A 19,040-nucleotide genomic window follows, 5' to 3' on the forward strand; every position below is an offset into this window, starting at 1 on the left:
TCGTCGCGGGAATTGTTGGGATAACGCACCAATGGAGCGTTTCTTTAGAAGTTTGAAATCTGAGTGGATACCCGCCAATGGTTATGGGAATTTTACAGAAGCAGATAAAGAGATCACAAATTACATCACTGGATATTACAGTGAGACCAGACCCAATCAATATAATGGTGGGTTAACGCCAAATGAGTCAGAACGTTTATATTGGAATGACTCTAAAATCGTGGCCAATTTTACTTGACCACTACAAACTCATGAAATAATATCTCTTCGTTATCCTATTGGGGATATAGTTGGAGGCTCTGATATACATTTTTGCCATACATCGGAGTGGCGGGAAAGCCATGTAGATGGTCTCCATATATACTACAACCCCTTTGCGGAAGTGCCGCTCGATAGAAAGTTGCTCAATACCATGCAAATAACCCAAAACAGCTACGATACAAAGGCTAACCACTCAATTCAAATCCATCATGATGGGTGTTTGGTTTCTAGGCAAGTTTACACAAACGACGGACAATAATTCGCCTAACACAGAATTATGAACAGCCTCTTAGACAATGAATTTCGCGCGCTGTTGGGTGCCCGTTAACAAACGAACTGGAAACTCGCGGCGTTTCCAGTCCCATTGAGGCGTGGTGGTTGTTGTGTTTGAGTTTGGGGGAATGCGTTGTCAGTCCCTTAGGCGAGAGTTAACCCATAGAAATTTTTATCCGAAATTCACCTGATACAGTCGACGTCCTGACACGCTTTTGTCCCAAAGCGTGCTGCGTAACGCTTTTAAATCTACAGATTACGCGAATGCACGAAAGGTGAGCCATGGTGATTTGTGAGACGACCGTCCGCCCCATGGACGGGGCGGTCGAGCATCCAAGGATGGACTGGCTGCGAGTCGACGAGCGAATGCCATGGCAAGCCTGTGCGAGTGGATACCCGTAAACGCTAAACTTCTAACAACTGAAATTACTGCTCCCCAAACACTACTTTTCAACACATTTCTGTCCCAAAGTATGTTGCGTATGTCTTTAAATCTACAGATTACGCGAATGCACGAAAGGTGATCCATGATGATTGGCGGACTTGAACAACATCCATGCTTAACTGCCAGTTCGCCCTCCATGGCTCTCGTTCATAAACTTAGAATCCCTAGGCTTCTATTCACCCTGTCGACGAGCAAATACGATGGCAAGCCAATATGAGTAGGTCAAACCAATAAGCGCTCCACGATTTAAAATGGCTGGCCTAATTTATTACCCATCATTTTATCTGTCATATTAATTAGTTTTTATTGGCAATATATATCTATTAAAGCTATATCATTTAGTTTTTCACTGAGTCGCTTGGGACACTAAAAAATGAATTCTGAAGTTTTGAAGTATGTGAACGAGCATCAGCTTTCGTCTGTAATGAATAAAACAAAGTGGTGCGAGCTTGAAAAGGCATTAAATGGATCTGAAGACTTTATTCCCTATGTGCGATACAAATTGATTTATGATGAAAACCCTAATGCAGGTTTTACTGCTGTGTGGTGGCACGAGTTACTTGAAATAGCAGAAACCATTGAGTGGTTAGAAGTTAATCCATTCAAAAGAGAATGGCTAGGCCGATTAGTGGCGGATCGAGTGACGGACTTTTCTGATGTTGTAAGCGCACAATTAGCCCAATATTCAATTCCTTATTCGATAGAAAATGGCATGTTTCGGATTTGGGGTTATCTGAGGAGGGATGAATCTCCAGAATTTATCTAACTGAAGAGTTATATCTCTGTAAGTCACTTATTTTAAAGCTAAAACTACTCAAAACTGAGACCTCAATACTGATTATTGAGATTGGGCATAGAGACAAAAGACAGTAAAAAAGTGCTTTATTTTTCAATAAAGCACTCATTTTAAGCGAGTCAAGCACTCGTTAACCTATTGATCATATTACCGATTAAAGTAGCGGTCAAAGTACTATGTAGAGTGGCCAGCCGAGAAGGCCGACGAGACCTTCCTTGTGTTCGAATCTTTCTAAGCGTTCGGGTGAAGCGTCGCTGAGTAATAGTTCGCGGTAGCTTTTCGCAAAGTGCAGGGTACGCAGTAGGGCGGGGACAAAGTTTTTACCGAGATCTTTACTGATGGTTTCAGCGAGTTCTGCGGGTAATTCTGCTAACGCTTTCTGGGTTTCCAATTCAATATGCTCACGGGTAAACCACTCCTCTTTTAAGGTGATTTTGCCGATACGCTTTTTCAAATCTTGTCTGACTTTGGCGCCATCAAACAACAATCGATACAGTACCGCTTCGGCTAATACACTCTCTAGATTGAGAAAATCTAGCGGATCATAGCTCGATTGCGCGTAAAACTGTGCCAATAGGGCCGCAATTGACTGTTGGCGTTGATGCTCAAGCAGGGCATCTTGATAGGCTTCATAGCCTAACCATTCTTCCGCATCGGGCGGGCTAGACACTTGTTCTAGCAAGAACTTGTCGACATCACCGTACAGTGACTTGCCGTTGATGAGTTTATGCTTGCTGACAGTGCTGAGCATGCTCCAGCCTTTTTGAAAGCATTTGACTACGCCATCTGCGGTGATCAACAGGCGTATCGCCTGCTGCGGGTTTTGGTTTGACAATTCCATCAAACCAAGACTCACCACACCAATGACATCGTGCGCCGCTTGTTCGAGCAGGTGCATTTTATACTTGTTGTAAAACTTATCGGCCAGTTTGAGGCTCATCAAAATGGCTTTGGATTTGATTTGTGACAGCTGTTCACCGCTCAGCGTTTCGTCTGCTTGGCCTTGGACCAATACCTTGCTCAGGTAGGGTCCTTGATCTACATCACGCAGTACCAGTTGCATCAAATAATTCCTTAATCCAAAAAGCTAAACATATCATCGACTTCAGCGTATTCATCCGTCACTTGGTTTTTCTCTTTGGCTTGAATAACCAGCTCGTTGACAAACTTGCTGATGATCATTTCCCAACCTGAGCTTTCGTTTCGCAGCAGACTCTTAATGGCTTTTTCAACATCGGGCGCGAGCTCGTGGATCAAGGCCATTAGGCTGCGTGGGTCGTCTATGCTGAGGCTGTGTGCATCTTCACTAGCGACGCGGCTGTCATAGCCGATGGTTTCAGTGTCTTCTTCGTCATCGTAGAGATCTGTGTAGCCGTCTTCATCTTCATGTTTTTCGCCTAACATCATTTCGATGAAAGGGATCGACAGGTAGAAGAGGCCCGCTGGATCTTCGGCGATACATTCTAAAATCGCAGTTTGCTTTTCTTCGCTATCTTGGATGCGAATTAAATAGGTTAAAAAATCAAAGGTATGCTGAATAAGTTCTTCGGCATTGTTTTTGATTTTTTCTTCCCAGTACAAAGGTTGCTGACAGACGATGTCGCGAATTTGTTCTGGGGTCATGAGTTCAGACATGATCGAAGGACAAGAGATATCATGATGACTGTTGATTTGGGTCAGCGTGACGATATCCATGTGTTCGATAACTTCGACTAATTGCTCATCGCTCATGGTATTTGCAATGATTTCAAAGCGTTTGCTCGCTTGTTTTGGCTCTACGTCCGCCAACTCTTTAATTTCGGCGACGGTAATCTCAATGAGACTAGTGTTCATTAGCGGTCCTCATCATCGTAGTGATCGTAGTAGCCATCTTCCTCTTCGCCTTCATCATCCTCGTCGTTATCTGAGGTGCCAACATAATCGTTGTCATCATCTTCATCGTCGTGATGCTTCGCTGCTGGCGTTGCTTTACCTTGAGTTTCAAGTAAATACAGTACGGCGCAGCTTTCAATCAGTAAGGTTTCCGAGTAACCACGCACGGCTAACACTAAAGGTAAATCAGCATTGTTAAAGCCAATCGTGACTTTAAACTCATCCCACTCGGGTTGAGTAGCCGTGTTTATCCAATGTGCCCACTTGAGTTTGGCTTCGGCGGGAAATTTAATTCGACCGTAAAGCGCGACAGGCAGGTACTCAGGCACAGTATCGAGCATCTTAGGATCGGCTTCTAACACCTTTTTGATTTGGCTAGTAAATTGCTCTAGCGCTTTAGGTGTATCGGGATCGTCGTAGGACTCGATATTGTCGTAGGCATTATTTTTAAGCTCATTAATGCGTGAGATATTCAGTTTTTTGACCATTTGACACTACTCTAGAAAACGCTCAAGGATAAAATTGATCCCACAGCTCGCGCATGGCGCTCGCGGGATCGGTCACTATGACGTTATTGAAATCTTTGATAAACGCGTTACGTCGCTTAGGATCGGACAACACATCATAAGCATTTTTAACGCGTTCAAGTTGTACGGCGGCTTGCTGCTTTTCCTCTTCCGAGGCGCCTAACAACTTGTCGGGATGATATTTGTTTGACAGCCGTCGATAGGCTTTTTTAATGTCGTCTTCTTTGGCACTGGGTTTTATACCAAGCACACTAAAGTGGTTAATCATACTTGTACCTGCAGGCGATGGGGCTGATATCGCGAGATAAAAAGGGTTTGACTCTGATTATCTTTAAATTCGTGGAATTATGATTAGTCAGCCGTGGATGATAGCAGAAATCCCCACTCAGCGGCAAACGCGCGAGCAGGAATTTGTGCTTTAGTGAAGGGTTAAAAATCCTTTAAACTTTAATCTGTTGTGGCGCATGGATTAAGTCTACCGCTATGCTGTTGAAATCCCATTATCAAGCCAGATTCACTGCTAACTTAACCTTGTTTTTAGGCGAGATAATGGCCCTCGATTAAGGGCAATATTTTAGCGCCGAACAGTGCCGAATCCTCGCTAAACGCATTCACACAGAGCTAACCCACACTCGGCTCGGCCACGTTAGGCTGAGCTAACGCCGTAACCGCTAAGTCAGACTAGACACTAAACGTAGGTTCATTCCAAGGGTGAGCATTTGTTTTTGTTCTCGCTGTAAATCTTTCATAAACAAGCTGATTTTCCGCTTATGGCTTGGTAGTACTAGCATGAGTCCATCGGGGATCACTTTAATATGATCTAAGGTCAGCGTCTTAGCGATACGGCCAAGATTGAGCAAGACAGCAAGCCTAAGCAGGCAGAGTAGGCGATTGAGTGTGAGCTTATGGTTGGGATCGAGCTCAGCCAGCATTAATTCGTTAGGCTTTTTTCTGTGATTGGTGATAAGCCGCGCTAAATCCAGCTGTAATGCTTCGCTAAACCCAGGTAAGTCACTGTTACTGATAATGTAACCGCCGTGTTTGTGCAGGGATTTTGAATTAATGTGTAATCCGATCTCATGTAAAGTCGCGCTATAGGCGAGCAAGCGCGCATGGGGCCTTAATTGCCATTCGTCGGCGACTTGTTCAAACAAGGCCATGGCAGTGTCGCGTACCTTAGCCGCGTGGGCCATATCGATATGATAAAGCTGGGCAATACTGTCGACGGTGCGGTGGCGAATATCCTGATATTGACCAATCTTGGCCAGTTCATAGAGTACGCCTTCACGCAGTGCACCTGGGCTAAACTCAAGTTTTTGAATCGGTAAGCGCCTAAAAAAGCTGATCAAAATGGCAAGTCCGGCGGGCACTAAAGGAATGCGTTTATCATCGACGTTGGCAAATTGGATTTGGCTAATATGGCCACATTTGATCAACTTGATTTTGAGCTGTTTGAGTCGTGATAGCGTGATGGTTTCATCGCCGTGCTCTTCTTGAATTGCTTCGCAGATGGCTTTTACTGTGCCTGAGCTACCCAAGGTGAGTTCCCAGCCGCCCGCGAAATATTCCTTTGAGAGCGACGCGAACTGCTTATCGGCCGCACTTTGGGCATCGCGAAATGAGGCAGGGGTGATGAGCCCATCAATAAAGAAACGCTCATTAAAACTCACACAACCGCAGCGCAGGCTAGATAACTGAGTTGGGGTATTTTTCTGGCCGATCACCACTTCGGTAGAACCACCACCGATGTCGATGACTAAATTACTTTTCCCTAGCACTTGGCTTTGTGCAATACCGTTATAAATCAAACGCGCTTCTTCATGGCCCGAAATGACCTCCACCGGATAGGGCATGATGGCGAGCGCTGCCTCGATAAACTGATCGCGGTTTTTGGCGATTCTCAGAGTGTGGGTGGCGACTAATCGTACTTGCGCTTGGTCGAGATTGGAAAATCGTTGGTTAAAATCCCGTAGGCAATTGAGCCCACGTTCTATGGCGTCATTGTCGAGAATATTTTGCGCATTGAGCCCTGTGGCGAGCTGAACCTGTTGTTTTTCTTTATGTAAAATCTGTAAACTGCCATCTTGCTCGCGGGCAATGACCAGATGAAAACTGTTCGACCCCATATCGATGGCGACAAAGTGGCGCGATTTAGAGTTTGCGAGTACATTGCTGGGCGTAGCGTGTGACTGTGTGTGCGAATATGTGGTTACCAATCGGATTATCCTTAGGCAATCAAAGCGATATAAAGCCAGCGATTAGCTGGCTTTGGCCCGTAACTCAGGTGTTATGTCAGGCTGAGTTTTCACTTCTCGCTCAGCGTCACCCTCATGGGTGGACATACGTAAGGCATTAAATTCTTGCAGTTGGCGCTTCTCATAATTAATCAGATATTGATAAATGGCAATTTGAGAACGCACTTTTCGTTTGTTACCGCGATTCCGATAAGGATTACTTTGTTCCTTGTTGATGACACGTGCTTTAGTGTTGTCATTGAACTGTAAGGATAAAATATCCATTATCATCTGTTTTAGGCGCAGATCATAAATCGGCACACTCACTTCAACGCGATTATCTATGTTGCGGCTCATCCAGTCGGCGGAGCAGATAAAGAGTTTGTTCTCTCCACCCGCGTGGAACAGCATCACCCGTGAGTGTTCGAGGAATCGGTCGACGATACTATAGACTTCGATGTTGTCGCTGATCCCCGGAATTTGCGGGATAAGCGAACACATGCCGCGAATAAGTAACTTGATTTTGACCCCAGCGGCTGAAGCCTCATAGAGTTTTTGGACCAAGGATTCATCGAGTAAGTTATTTAATTTTAAGGTAATCGCCGCCTTCATATGGCTCTGGGCATTAACGATTTCATTATCAATTAAGTGACTCAGTTTTTGTCTGGCATCGTAGGGCGACACAATTAAATGCTGGAAGTTATCGCGACGATACGGATGTTCAATCAAGTCAAACACTTGCTCCACTTCACGGGCAATTTCTTGATTGGCGGTGAACAGTGACAAGTCGGTGTAAACCCGCGCCGTGCCTTCGTTAAAGTTGCCTGAGCCAACGTGACAATAGAGTTTGATTTCACCTTGTTCTTCGCGGCCAATCAAGCACAACTTGGAATGCACTTTTAAACTGGTGATACCGTGGTGAACTTTGACGCCCGCTTCGGCCAAGATGCGGGTCCATTCGATGTTGGATTGCTCATCGAATCTGGCCCGCAGTTCAATGACTGCGGTGACTTGTTTGCCGTTTTTCACTGCATCGATAAGCGATTGCATCACATGGGATTTTTTCGCGACTCGATATAAGTTAATTCGAATAAAGCGCACCGCCGGATCGTAGGCCGCTTGGCGCACCATTTCGGTAAAGTGGGAAAACTTATGGTACGGATAATTGAGCATGATATCGCCCATCCGAATCGCATCGAAACTGTTGGCACTGCGGCCGAAACCTGCACTATTGAGCGCCGGTAGTTTTTCGTTTTCTAGGTAGTCGCGGCTCGGGTTGGGGAAGGCGATAAAGTCTTTAAAGCTGTGGTAACGCCCGCCTGGGATCAAACATTCGGTCGAGCTGATGTTCAGGTTTTCTTTGAGCATCACCAACATGTGTTCAGGCATTTCTTTGTCGTACACTAAGCGCACAGGCTCTGCGGTAAGACGTTTTTTCAATCCCTTGGTCATTTTCTCAAGCTGGGTTTGTTCAAGCTCGTCAGTGATATCAAAATCGGCATCGCGGGTTAACTTCATCGAATACACTTCGATAGCATCGTACTCGAAGAAGGGACCAAAGAGTTCATCTACGCAGTGGCGAATAATGTTATCTAATAAAATCAGATATTTTTTCGCTTTACTCTTTTCGGCTGGGAGTTCGATAAACCGCGGTACATTTTTAGTCGGCACTTCGACTAAGGCGTATTGGCGGCGAGCTTTAGTGAACAAACACACACACAAATAGGTGGCGTCGTCGTTGATTTGCTTGATCAGATCGCGATTATTATTGACCATAAGCGGCGCGATATGGCGTTTGAAATGGTCTCTAAAATGCTTTTTCAGCCAGTCGCTGTGGAACTCGCTTAATTGTTTCTCATTGATTAACAAAATATTACGACGTACAAGTTCGCGCATTAAATCCGTGTATATGCCATCGAACCTTTCTTGCAATGCCATCACTTTCGATTGGATCTTGGCCATTAAATGGCGGCTATTACTGCGACCTTCCTGCAGGGATGACAGCAAAATGGAGCGTCTGACCGCAGCCACTCGCACCCTAAAAAACTCATCCATGTTATTGGAAAATATCCCTAAAAAGCGGACTCGCTCCACTAAGGGAACATTGTGATCGCAGGCTTCTTGCAATACCCGCTCATTAAAAGACAACCAAGAGAGTTCTTTATCAATCGAAAGTTTATCGGTATTCGGGGACACTGCACAGCTCCTTTAAGCAAGCGTCATGGCGCAATATACAATAGCATTCATCCGCCGTTGTGCAATCAGATTTACTGCCGACAAGTGAAGGAATTTCAATGATAAATATTGCGTACACGCCAAAATCAGTCTGGGATTTATCTGGGATAAAGATACGAGGGAAATATGTCAACTTGATGACGAGTGTGACAGAAATATGACCTTATGATGATCATCTTGGATTGGACTGAAACACTGCCCGTGCAACTGCGCTTTACGCAATGAGCCCGCTATACGCGATGCCAGTTTGCGAGTAAAGCCTGCAGTGTTAACTCCTTGGGCATTATCGCAAACTATGTTATCTTGCTCGGCTTTTTTATCGCGGGAGTAAAAGGTATGTTTGTTGGATTTGATTATGGTAGTGCTAACTGCGCCGTAGGGATCATGCAGGGCGATGATGTGCAGTTATTGGCGTTATCAGAGCAATCAGCTTATTTACCTTCGACCTTATATGCGATGGACAGGGAGCTGATCGCCGAGGCGGTTTATCGTGGTCTTCCCACTGAGTTAAAAGCCGATTACGCCAAAAAGCGCGCCGCACAATTGAGCCGTGCCCGTATGGTGCGCCATGAGTTAGATCTCGATGCTGACGTTCAGGCCGTGTTTGTCGGTGAGCAGGCGGTAAGCGCGTATTTAGAGATGCCGGAGGAGGGATTCTATGTCCGTTCGCCAAAATCCTTTTTAGGTGCGACAGGGCTTAGACCCGAACAAGTGGCCCTGTTTGAAGACATAGTTACCCTGATGATGCAGCACATTAAAGTGCGCGCCGAATCTGTATTAGTGGAAAAGCAGCTTGCTAAACAAGGCGCTGCGGCAACGATCACCCATGCGATTATTGGTCGCCCGGTGAACTTTCAAGGCATAGGCGGTGAAGAGAGTAACCGTCAGGCCGAATCCATTTTGACCTTAGCGGCAAAACGCGCGGGTTTCGTCGACGTTGATTTTCTGTTCGAGCCATTAGCGGCGGGGATGGATTATGAAGCGACCTTGACCGATAACAAAACCGTGCTGGTTGTCGACGTGGGCGGCGGTACAACGGACTGCTCTGTGGTAAAAATGGGACCCGCCCATAAACAAAAAGCGGATCGCAGTGAAGATTTCCTCGGTCACAGCGGCCAGCGAATCGGCGGTAACGATCTTGATATCGCCCTTGCAATGAATGCCTTTATGCCGCACTTTGGTTTAGGCTCTTTAATGACCAATGGCAAACCTATGCCCAGTAAAGCTTTTTGGAATGCGGTGGCGGTAAATGATATTAGCGCCCAGCGAGAATTCAGTACCTTAAGCAGCCGTAAACTGATTGATGAATTGGTGAAAGAAGCCGAGCAGCCTCAGTTACTCAACCGACTGTTAAAAGTGCAACAACAGCAGCTAAGCTATCAGTTGGTCCGTCAAGCCGAACGCGCCAAAATTGCCCTGTCGGATGCCGAGAATACAGATATCAATCTCGATTTTATCGAAGCGGCGCTGCACGCGGGTGTGAGCCGCAATTTGTTTGAGAATGCTATCGAGCCTTCACTGACAAAAGTAGAAGCCCTGATGCATCAAGCACTTGCGCAAGCGGCAAAAACCTTAGCGGCTGACGGCTTAGCTCAAGACTCTGTGAATCACGAGAATGTATCTGCCGACAATGCTGCAGAATGCAAACCCGATGTGATTTATGTGACAGGTGGCACGGCACGAAGCCCGGCGATTTACGCGAAAATCGCCGGTATTTATCCCGATATTCCAGTGGTGGTCGGCGATCACTTTGGTTCTGTGACTGCAGGGCTAACTCGCTGGGCACAAAAGCTATTTGCTAAGCATTAACGTATAAGCATTAACAAAAAATCACTAACATATAAGCACTTATATAAGCACTAATGTAAAAGGATGTAGGAATGAAAACTCTGTTGAAGTGTGCGTTTGCCGCCACTGTGGGCTTTTTGCTCGCGGGTTGTGGTGACGATGTAGGTAAGGTGAGCTTAGGGCTTTTTACCACTAAAGATGTGATCATCGATGCTAAGCACGATCCTAAAATTCCTGGGGTGACTTGCCATATTAGTCGTATCGAAGCCAATTTAGATTTTGCCGATCCATCGGATATGGGCATAAGTTGCCGTCAAACGGGGCCAATTAACGCGGCCGATTTGGCTAATATCGACATGGGTAAACACGGTGAAGTGATTTTCACCGAATCCCTGAGTATTTTGTTTAAGTCATTAAAAGTGCGCCGGATTTATGATGCGCAGAACCAGACTCTGCTGTATTTGTCCTATTCGACGAAAGAGACCAACGGCAGCCATAAACATGCCTTGTCGACAGTGCCGCTATATGGCTCTGCTGCTTGGGTTGACCCTGCGTTGAGTGCTGGAGCAAAAGCGAATTAATCACCCTAGAGTTTATGGTTTAGCGGTTTATTTGCTATAAGCATAATGATATTGCAGTAAACATTCGTATTTGTGTCAGTATCGATAAGAGAAGGGGCGGAATATTTATTCCGCCCCTTTTTATATTCTGCTAGCACTTAGCACATTAAATATCGTTATTTAGCTTTGGCCGCCAATACTGCGTTAAAGCGTTCAAACCCAGCACTGAGATCGGCGATTAAATCAGCGGGATTTTCTAAACCAATATGTAAACGGATCAAAGGTTTGCTCGCATCCCATTGAGTCGCTGAGCGGATTTTTTCAATACCGAAAATGCCGAGGATTAAACTCTCGTAGCCGCCCCAAGAAAAGCCCATCTTAAAGTGACTCATATTTTCAACCAGTGCGGTGACGGCATCGGCATCGCCCTGTTTTAAGATAAAGGAGAACAAGCCGTTGGAGGCACTAAAGTCGCGTTTAAAGAATTCGTGCCCAGGGCATGTCTCGAACGCGGGGTGACGCAGATGATCGACTTCTGGCCGGGTTTTCAACCAGTTGGCTACTTGCAGGGCATTTTTTTCATGTTGCGCCATACGCACGCCTAAGGTACGTAGGCCGCGGGCAGCAAGGTACACATCATCAGGGGAGGTAGTTTGTCCCATCAAATAACTGTGTTCACGTAATTGTGGCCAGTATTTTTCGTTGGCCGTGGCCGTGCCTATCATCACATCCGAGTGACCGACGATATATTTGGTCGCCGCTTGAATTGAGATATCTACACCCATTTCAAAGGGTTTGCTATTGATGGGTGAAGCCCAAGTGTTGTCCAGCATAGTAATCAGCCCATGCTCGTGGGCGATGCGGCACAAGGTCGGTACATCTTGCACTTCCATTGTGATTGAGCCTGGAGACTCTAAAAACAACACTTTAGTATTAGGGCGAATGAGGTCTCGAATGCCCGCGCCAATTAGCGGATCGTAATAAGTGGTTTCGATACCAAAACCGCCGAGAATATGGGTGCACAGATCCCGCGTTGGCTCATACACGCTATCAACCATTAACAGGTGATCGCCCGTTTTTAAAAATGACAATAACGCCGCACTGATCGCCGCAGCGCCAGAAGGATACAGCGCCGTACCGACGCCGCCTTCTAGTTCGGCAATCGCGGCCTGAAAGGCAAAATGGGTTGGGGTGCCACGGCGGCCATAAAACATCTCGCCATTGGTTTTATTTTTTGCGGCGTGGCGCATTTCATCCATGGTTTCGAAGACGATAGTCGAAGCGCGAAAGACGGGCGGATTGATCACGCCTTTGGTCCATTTTTTGTCTCGACCTAAGCTGACGATTTGAGTGGCTTGATGATGTTTATCTGTCATTGGATCATTACCTTGGCATTTAGGTTGAACGAAGAGGTTGAACAATTTGGGAGAATAATTGGCGTTTCTAATCGATTGTTATGGCGGTCATCTTAGCATCTGCCCGCATAAATGACAGGAGGCGCATGATGAGTTTGGCTCATGTTATTGGCCTCCTGTATTTTAGCTGTTGAGATTATGACGCAGGGCTTAAAAGCTGTAACACGCTTAACTTAAAGCCCGCATGTTCTTAATTTAAAGGTAAGGTAACAAGGATATCCACACCATTATGTTCGCTGCGATTACGGGCAAGGATTTGTCCTTGGTGGAACTCGGCGACCAATCGCGCGATATACAGACCTAAGCCTAGGTGGGGTTTATCTTGGGCTTGATTTATCCGCACCGACACCATGGAATCGAAAATCTGCTCCGACATATCAATGGGCAGTTCAGGCCCTAAGTTGCTGATAAGCAGAGTCGCTTGCTTACCCACTTGGGTGAGTGTGACTTCGATAGCACTGTCTTTATGGCAAAACTCAATGGCGTTGGCGATAAGTTTGTCCATTAACTGGGCGATATATTCTGGCACCCCTTGCATCATCAGTGGTTGCTCGGGCACTTTCACACTAAAGCCTTGTTCTGGATAGGTCATTTGATAACCTTGCATACAACCGCTGACCACTTGAGAGAGTGGGAACTTAGTGATATCGGCCTGCGTTAAACTCTGCTCTAAGCGTGTTGCCTCGCTCATGTTATTTAAAATCATGCTTAAGCGGCTGACACCTTCTTGGGCTCGGTCGACATATTTTTGCGTGTCTTTATCTAAGGTTTGCAGGTTTAAATGCTCAAGGGATGAACGCACCACAGCCACGGGCGTACGTAATTCATGGGACAGGCGCGATGACATGTTCTCCAGATAATGGGTATATTGGCCGAGACGGCCGACTATGCTCGAGAAGCTACGGGACAGATCGCCAATTTCATCCCTAGCCTTCGACGGTTTGAGGTGATTACGCACACGGCCTTGGCTATCGATGGCATTTTCGGCTTCATCGCGTAATTTACGAATGCGGTTAGAAATACTCGAGGCGAAGAAGAACAGCGCCAAGGTGCCCATACTCATTATGGTCAAAATCACGTTAAAGAGTTTTTCCAGCGCTCGGTTACGTAGAGTTCGAATTCCGTGGGTGGTTTCTTCGGCGACGACGGCACCCATCACATTGTTATCAATCCAAATGGGGCTCGCGGCGGCGAGTACCACAGCTTTGTTGTCTGGAGTTAACCGCCAAGTCGAACTTTGCTGACCCGCGAGGGCTTTTTGGATATGACTGCCGTCAAGCTCGGTGGAATCTTGTAAGGAATCAATAAAGTCTTTGGGCGGTTTAGTGAGAATTTTATAGTACAGCGGATGCAGATAATCACGCTTGAAGGTATCCCACAGCGCGGTACTCTTTTCATCTTCTAAGGTGCGGGTCCATACACTGTCATTAGCGCGAATGTCGCCGGATTTTGCCAGTACGCGACCGTGTTTATCGACTACCCAAATACGTGAGCTATAGTGGCTCATACCTTTGATAATACTTTCAATTTCCGGTGATGGTACCAGCACAGTGCCGAGATTGTCGACCGTATCTAAGGCCGAGGTGCCGACAACTGCAGCGACATCACGGTATTTGCTGTCGTTGACATCGGCAATGGCAAATCCGAGTTTGCTGCCGACCATGTCTAAGGGAATACGCAGTTCGACATTGTAGCCCACATCTGTCGTCGCCCATTGTCCTTGGATGCGCACCTCAGGTGTAACAGGCACCGTTTGCTTAGGATTAGCGGGTAATTCGAAGGCGCTGATCCAGCCGGGTTGAGTCGTGGCAACGATATAGCGTTTGAATTTATTGTCGGGCGCGAGTGTTGCAATCGAGAGATGATCGTTTCTATCGACACTTAGAGCATTTTTACCCCGCAGTACCACGGTTGGATCAATGACTTGAAAAAAAGCATACAGATAACCATCGTATTGGCCGACCATGTGGGTAAAGCTTAAGGTCAGGGGGGCGTTCGGATCGGCACGCATAATTTGGTGCGCCTCACCGTATTGGATAAATCTGTGCTGATATTCCTGCCATTCGTTGAGTTTGCCGTCGAGTAGAATCGCCCCCGCCAGTGGATAGGCGTATAGATCGCGGCTTTTTTCCACTTGCTTTAAAAAACTCGCTTGCCCATCGAACAATTTTGGCCGCTCGTGCAGCGCGGTGGCCAGTGCTTGAGTAGTGCCTTCTAAGGTGCGTTCTTGGCCGTGGCGAAGATACTTTTCCATTTCCCACACATATTGGTACCCCAGCCAAGGTAGGCAGAGCAAGAACAGGCTAAGGCCGATGACTTTAGTGCGTAGACCAAAGGGGAAACGTGTCATAAGTTAGGGATCAGCATTAATGGGTTTAAAAGTTCATTCATCCAAGGTTATCTGGTTCAACGCCGCGCGCTTAAAGGTTGGTTAAGCCATAGATCAGGCCAAGCTGTCCCAGCGATAACCCATACCATAGACAGTATCAATACAATCAAACTCTGGCGCGGTAGCGATAAACTTTTTGCGAATGCGTTTCACATGGGAGGTGATAGTGCTGTCATCGACAAAGATTTTAGCCTCTTGCATTAATTCATGGCGACTGCGTACATGGCCTGGATGTTTGGCTAACGCATGCACCATCCAAAATTCGGTCACAGTAAGCTCGATTGGTAACTGGTTCCAATAGACTTGCATGCGGTTGGCATCAATGGTCAGTGGGCCACGTTCGAGCAGGTTTTCCTGCGCTGTTTGGCTGGCCGCAAGTTCAGAGCGTCGAAATAATGCGGCTAAGCGTGCGGTTAAATGGGGGAAACTCACTTCTTTGCTCAAGTAATCATCGGCGCCTAAACGCAGGCCACACACAGTATCAAAGTCACTGTCACGGGCGGTTAAAAAGATGATCGGCAGCGTGCTCGACATGGCGCGCAATGACTGACATAGCATAAAGCCGCCGTCAATTTCATTACCTAAGCCGATGTCGATAATGGCTAAATCTGGTAAACGGGTATTAAAGGCTAGCATTGCCGATGGTCTGTCGGCGTAGGTTTGCACGCTGTAACCGTGTTGTTGCAGCACGTCCTTGTAATTCTCGCGAATGGCCGCTTCATCTTCCACTATGGCGATACGCTTCATAGAGCCGTATTCCTATTGACTTGGGGGAGTAAGTTTTCGTGACTATACAGGATTTTACCCGAGAAAAAAGGCCACAAATGCAATTGCCATTTTGTTGCCACAATTGATAGTTGTATTGCCATTTTCCATCCCTGCTCATGCCATTCCACTTGTGTTTAATAGCCCCATTCAGTTTTGTACCCGTTTGACCTGATGTGGTGTTGAGTGGATTGCTTCAGGTACGAGTCCAAGCTCAGCTAATAATCAAAAAGGAATGAGATGATGAAAAAGACACTAATTAATCTATTGGTTTTGAGTTTATTAAGCGCACCTGTAGCCAGTGTGTCGGCGCGGGTTTCACTGCAAAATCAAGTGATAGGACAAGACCTCACCCTAGAAAATGATGCCTATGCAAGCGGTATAGCGATGGATGACGAATACGCAAGCGAGGATGAACAACCCGAAGCCCTCATTGGCCTCGGTGGTGGAGCCTTAGTAGGGGCGTTAGTCGGTGGTCCAGTGGGGGCCATTATTGGTGCGTTCACAGGCACCTTAATTGGCAAATCGGTCAGCGATACAGACACATTGCATGTTCAGCAAAGACAGATCCATTTGCAAGAGTCCCAGTTATCCGAGTGGAGTGTAAAACAGCAAGCCGCCGAAAAACGGGCGAGCGAATATACCAAGGCGCAGCAAGAGCTTGATGAGTTGCTGTCAGCGCAACGTCAATTGCTCAGTGAACTTGCTTTGGGGCTTAGCGTACAGTTTCGTACCGGTTCCTCTGAGGTTGAATCGCATTTTTTGCCCCAATTAGATGATGTGGCTGAGGTGATGAATTTGTCACCAGAACTCAATCTTGAGCTGAAGGGTTATGCCGACCGCCGTGGTGATGAGAGTTACAACCAAGCCCTTTCTGAGCAGCGTCTACTGGAGGTGCGTGGCTACCTGATTAAGCAAGGCGTCACTGCCGAGCGTATGACCACTCAAGCCTTTGGTGCTTTATCGCCTTTGCAAGCCGACCAAGACAGAGAATCGGATGTGTTCGACCGCCGCGTGACATTAACACTACAGCCTCATTTGGCCTTGACGGCCAGGCATGCTGCTGACTAGCGGTCAATTTAAGTAGTCCATTTTACGTCGTTCATATTAACGACGACCAACATCAGTTCATATTTGTTAATAGAGGAAGCCTTTGTGATGATCACAGGGAAAAGGGTAAAAGAAGTGAGTGAAGCGGTAGCGGTATTGCTGATCAGCGCCGCCGTGTGTTGGGGTTTGCCCTTTGTGGCATTGGCTTCGTCGAATAGTACCGGCACATTGTCTGCGCCACAGAATATGGCTTCGGCATTGGTCGGGCAACATAACACAGAGTCACACATCATTAATTACGATGATATTACGCAGGGGCTGTTGCTTTATCGCCAGCCGAGCGGTGCTTGGGTGCCATCTTTGCCGCTCGATACACAAGTGTCGATGCAAGTCTCTGGCTTAAGTAATCGCGTGAGCGTGAAACAGGTTTTTCGCAACAACACTGAATTTGTGTTGAATGGGCAATATTTGTTCCCGCTGCCCAATGAGGCTGCGGTGGATTCGTTGCGATTACATATAGGCAAGAGAGTGATCGAAGGGCAAATTCATCCTAAGGCCGATGCCAAGCAGATTTTTGAGCAAGCGAAAGCTGAAGGCAAACGTGCCAGCTTAGTGAGCCAAGAGCGCCCTAATATGTTTACGACCGAAGTCGCAAACCTAGCACCTCAAGAGGAGCTGATTGTAGAAATCAGCTATCAGGAGACCATTAAATATGAAGATGGTTTGTTTAGTTTACGTTTTCCGCTGGTGGTCGCGCCCCGTTATATTCCGGGATTAACATCGGATTCAAGTGCTAGCGATTCACATGATCCTATGGCACAGGTGCGCCAATCAAGCCGAGTGACAAGTTCGCAGGTGTTTGATGCTGACCGGATTGTGGCACCTGTGCGGGACGGCGCCAGTGGACGCGATCCTGTGCTGAAGGCAGACATTCAAGTCTTACTTGCAAAGGGGGTTGATAAAGCGTCCATTGAGAGTCCTTACCATGACATCAAACTCAAGCAAGACAACAGCGGCGCGGTCGATGTATCGCTGGCGCAACGTGTGCCCGCTAATCGTGATTTTGTGCTGCAATGGCGAGTAAAGCAGGGCACGAGCCCAATGGCTTGGGTGTTTAATCAGCAAGGTAAAACCCATAAGCTCGATGGCGAAAATTTGTCTCAGGATACACTTGAGACAAGTAAAACTAGCGGCGTAAATGATGATAGTTACAGTCTCGTCATGGTGTTGCCTCCTAAGGTTGAAAAGAGTACTCAGCCGAGTTTGTCCCGTGAATTAATTTTAGTGATTGATACTTCGGGCTCTATGGCGGGGGATTCTATCGTTCAAGCTAAAAATGCACTGTTATACGCGTTAAAAGGACTGAAGCCGGAGGACCGTTTTAACATTATCGAATTTAACTCCAGTTTATCTCAGTTCTCAGCAGTACCATTACCGGCGACTTCGTCGAATTTGTCACGGGCCCGTCAATTTGTGAGCCGTTTACAGGCCGATGGTGGCACTGAAATGGCGTTAGCACTGGACGCTGCCTTGCCAAAATCCTTGGGCAGTGTATCGCTTGATGCAACGCAGCCTTTGCGCCAAGTGATCTTTATGACCGACGGCTCTGTGGGCAATGAACAAGCGTTATTTGATTTGATCCGCTATCAAATTGGTGAGAGTCGCCTATTTACTGTCGGCATAGGTTCGGCGCCTAATTCTCACTTTATGCAAAGGGCGGCTGAACTCGGTCGTGGCACTTTTACCTATATTGGCAAAGTGGATGAAGTCGATGAGAAGATCAGCGCCTTACTCAGCAAAATTCAATATCCAGTGTTAACCGATATTCAAGTGCGTTTTGATGATGGCAGTGTGCCCGATTATTGGCCATCACCGATTGCCGATCTGTACCGCGGTGAGCCAGTGCTCGTGAGTCTAAAGCGCAGCGCCCGTGAGCCACAGGAGTTAGTGATTTCAGGACGCCAAGGGCATCAAAACTGGCAACAGTCGCTCTCGCTGCAGGACAACTCCGCAGGATTGATGACCCATCAAGGTGCGGGTTTAGATTTGCTGTGGGCGCGTAAACAGATTGGTGCATTGGAGTTGAGTAAAAATGGTGCGAATGATGACAAGGTCAAACAGCAAGTGACGGCCTTATCGATGAATTATCACTTAGTCAGCGCCTATACCAGTTTAGTGGCGGTGGACTTAACCCCAATTGATTCAACTGCAATGAGCCGTGATGCCGTGGTTCGTCAGCACTTGCCCTTAGGTTGGCAACCTTTTGGAGCCTTGCCGCAAACCGCGACGTCAAGCCGTTTGGATATGTTATTAGGTGCGCTGACCTTGCTACTCGCATTGATTCTTACGGGATCGATTCTTCGACAAAGACGGGAAGAGAAGGCGGCCTTGGTGGCGCTTACCTGTGAACGATGAGCGACGAGTTAAGCG

At 47.0% G+C, this 19,040-nt stretch carries 15 protein-coding genes; 6 read left to right on the top strand and 9 right to left on the bottom strand.

The window, feature by feature from the left end:
- Together L5M18_RS11475 and L5M18_RS11480 are read left to right on the top strand one after the other, a co-directional pair.
- Positions 1-238 (top strand): integrase core domain-containing protein (locus L5M18_RS11475; RefSeq protein WP_263197006.1); only part of this gene is annotated, 238 nt, incomplete at its 5' end.
- 1,114 nt (positions 239-1,352) lie between these two features.
- Complete coding sequence (locus tag L5M18_RS11480) at positions 1,353-1,745, top strand: DUF6678 family protein (protein WP_263197008.1); 393 nt, start codon at positions 1,353-1,355, stop codon at positions 1,743-1,745.
- Positions 1,746-1,941: 196 nt separating this feature from the next.
- On the opposite strand, the gene atcC is transcribed toward L5M18_RS11480, so the two are convergent.
- The 6 genes from atcC to ppk1 all read right to left on the bottom strand — a co-directional run bounded on the left by atcC (position 1,942) and on the right by ppk1 (position 8,604).
- On the bottom strand, positions 1,942-2,838 hold the full coding sequence (gene atcC / locus L5M18_RS11485; protein WP_263197009.1) for a cold adaptation protein AtcC: 897 nt from the start codon (positions 2,836-2,838) through the stop codon (positions 1,942-1,944).
- 11 nt (positions 2,839-2,849) lie between these two features.
- Positions 2,850-3,608, bottom strand: coding sequence for a cold adaptation protein AtcB (gene atcB / locus L5M18_RS11490; protein WP_006086363.1), 759 nt, complete (start codon positions 3,606-3,608; stop codon positions 2,850-2,852).
- The gene (gene atcA, locus L5M18_RS11495; protein WP_263197011.1) at positions 3,608-4,135 is read right to left on the bottom strand and encodes a cold adaptation protein AtcA; all 528 of its coding nucleotides are present in this window, start codon (positions 4,133-4,135) and stop codon (positions 3,608-3,610) included. The genes atcB and atcA overlap by 1 nt, the downstream gene beginning before the upstream one ends.
- Before the next feature lie 22 nt (positions 4,136-4,157).
- On the bottom strand, positions 4,158-4,442 hold the full coding sequence (locus L5M18_RS11500; RefSeq protein WP_006081330.1) for a J domain-containing protein: 285 nt from the start codon (positions 4,440-4,442) through the stop codon (positions 4,158-4,160).
- Positions 4,443-4,845: 403 nt separating this feature from the next.
- Positions 4,846-6,390 carry an exopolyphosphatase gene (gene ppx, locus L5M18_RS11505; RefSeq protein WP_263197013.1) on the bottom strand — a complete coding sequence of 515 codons (1,545 nt, stop codon included), beginning with the start codon at positions 6,388-6,390 and terminating at the stop codon, positions 4,846-4,848.
- A 42-nt stretch (positions 6,391-6,432) separates the two neighbouring features.
- On the bottom strand, positions 6,433-8,604 hold the full coding sequence (gene ppk1, locus L5M18_RS11510) for a polyphosphate kinase 1 (protein ID WP_028760273.1): 2,172 nt from the start codon (positions 8,602-8,604) through the stop codon (positions 6,433-6,435).
- Between the two features lie 375 nt (positions 8,605-8,979).
- Between ppk1 and yegD the strand changes: the two genes are divergently transcribed.
- Positions 8,980-10,452 (top strand): molecular chaperone, encoded by a 1,473-nt coding sequence (gene yegD, locus L5M18_RS11515; RefSeq protein ID WP_263197014.1) that lies wholly within the window; start codon positions 8,980-8,982, stop codon positions 10,450-10,452.
- Positions 10,453-10,523: 71 nt separating this feature from the next.
- On the top strand, positions 10,524-11,012 hold the full coding sequence (locus L5M18_RS11520; RefSeq protein ID WP_006086367.1) for a CreA family protein: 489 nt from the start codon (positions 10,524-10,526) through the stop codon (positions 11,010-11,012).
- Between the two features lie 155 nt (positions 11,013-11,167).
- Here L5M18_RS11520 and L5M18_RS11525 read toward each other — a convergent pair whose 3' ends face one another.
- The 3 genes from L5M18_RS11525 to pdsR form a co-directional block, all read right to left on the bottom strand.
- A complete protein-coding gene (locus L5M18_RS11525; protein WP_263197016.1) occupies positions 11,168-12,367 on the bottom strand; it encodes a cystathionine beta-lyase in 1,200 nt (399 codons plus the stop codon).
- Positions 12,368-12,596: 229 nt separating this feature from the next.
- Complete coding sequence (pdsS, locus tag L5M18_RS11530; protein ID WP_028760269.1) at positions 12,597-14,756, bottom strand: proteobacterial dedicated sortase system histidine kinase; 2,160 nt, start codon at positions 14,754-14,756, stop codon at positions 12,597-12,599.
- A 93-nt stretch (positions 14,757-14,849) separates the two neighbouring features.
- Positions 14,850-15,542 (bottom strand): proteobacterial dedicated sortase system response regulator, encoded by a 693-nt coding sequence (gene pdsR / locus L5M18_RS11535; protein ID WP_006081337.1) that lies wholly within the window; start codon positions 15,540-15,542, stop codon positions 14,850-14,852.
- A 258-nt stretch (positions 15,543-15,800) separates the two neighbouring features.
- On the opposite strand from pdsR, the gene pdsO reads away from it, so the two are divergent.
- Both pdsO and L5M18_RS11545 read left to right on the top strand, forming a co-directional pair.
- A complete protein-coding gene (pdsO, locus tag L5M18_RS11540; RefSeq protein ID WP_263163079.1) occupies positions 15,801-16,631 on the top strand; it encodes a sortase-associated OmpA-like protein PdsO in 831 nt (276 codons plus the stop codon).
- A gap of 87 nt (positions 16,632-16,718) precedes the next feature.
- Entirely contained in the window at positions 16,719-19,025 is a 2,307-nt protein-coding gene (locus L5M18_RS11545; protein ID WP_263197018.1) for a marine proteobacterial sortase target protein, read from the top strand.
- Positions 19,026-19,040: the final 15 nt, after the last annotated feature.

The organism is Shewanella sp. SM20, assembly GCF_025654545.1.
In the GTDB taxonomy this organism is placed as follows: domain Bacteria; phylum Pseudomonadota; class Gammaproteobacteria; order Enterobacterales; family Shewanellaceae; genus Shewanella; species Shewanella oncorhynchi.

What these genes read in the sequence shown, in the direction of transcription:
- L5M18_RS11480 (WP_263197008.1), top strand. Translation starts at nt 1,353, where the DNA reads ATGAATTCTGAAGTTTTGAAGTATGTGAACGAGCATCAGCTTTCGTCT.
- atcC (WP_263197009.1), bottom strand. Translation starts at nt 2,838, where the DNA reads ATGCAACTGGTACTGCGTGATGTAGATCAAGGACCCTACCTGAGCAAG.
- atcB (WP_006086363.1), bottom strand. Translation starts at nt 3,608, where the DNA reads ATGAACACTAGTCTCATTGAGATTACCGTCGCCGAAATTAAAGAGTTG.
- atcA (WP_263197011.1), bottom strand. Translation starts at nt 4,135, where the DNA reads ATGGTCAAAAAACTGAATATCTCACGCATTAATGAGCTTAAAAATAAT.
- L5M18_RS11500 (WP_006081330.1), bottom strand. Translation starts at nt 4,442, where the DNA reads ATGATTAACCACTTTAGTGTGCTTGGTATAAAACCCAGTGCCAAAGAA.
- yegD (WP_263197014.1), top strand. Translation starts at nt 8,980, where the DNA reads ATGTTTGTTGGATTTGATTATGGTAGTGCTAACTGCGCCGTAGGGATC.
- L5M18_RS11520 (WP_006086367.1), top strand. Translation starts at nt 10,524, where the DNA reads ATGAAAACTCTGTTGAAGTGTGCGTTTGCCGCCACTGTGGGCTTTTTG.
- L5M18_RS11525 (WP_263197016.1), bottom strand. Translation starts at nt 12,367, where the DNA reads ATGACAGATAAACATCATCAAGCCACTCAAATCGTCAGCTTAGGTCGA.
- pdsS (WP_028760269.1), bottom strand. Translation starts at nt 14,756, where the DNA reads ATGACACGTTTCCCCTTTGGTCTACGCACTAAAGTCATCGGCCTTAGC.
- pdsR (WP_006081337.1), bottom strand. Translation starts at nt 15,542, where the DNA reads ATGAAGCGTATCGCCATAGTGGAAGATGAAGCGGCCATTCGCGAGAAT.
- pdsO (WP_263163079.1), top strand. Translation starts at nt 15,801, where the DNA reads ATGATGAAAAAGACACTAATTAATCTATTGGTTTTGAGTTTATTAAGC.
- L5M18_RS11545 (WP_263197018.1), top strand. Translation starts at nt 16,719, where the DNA reads ATGATCACAGGGAAAAGGGTAAAAGAAGTGAGTGAAGCGGTAGCGGTA.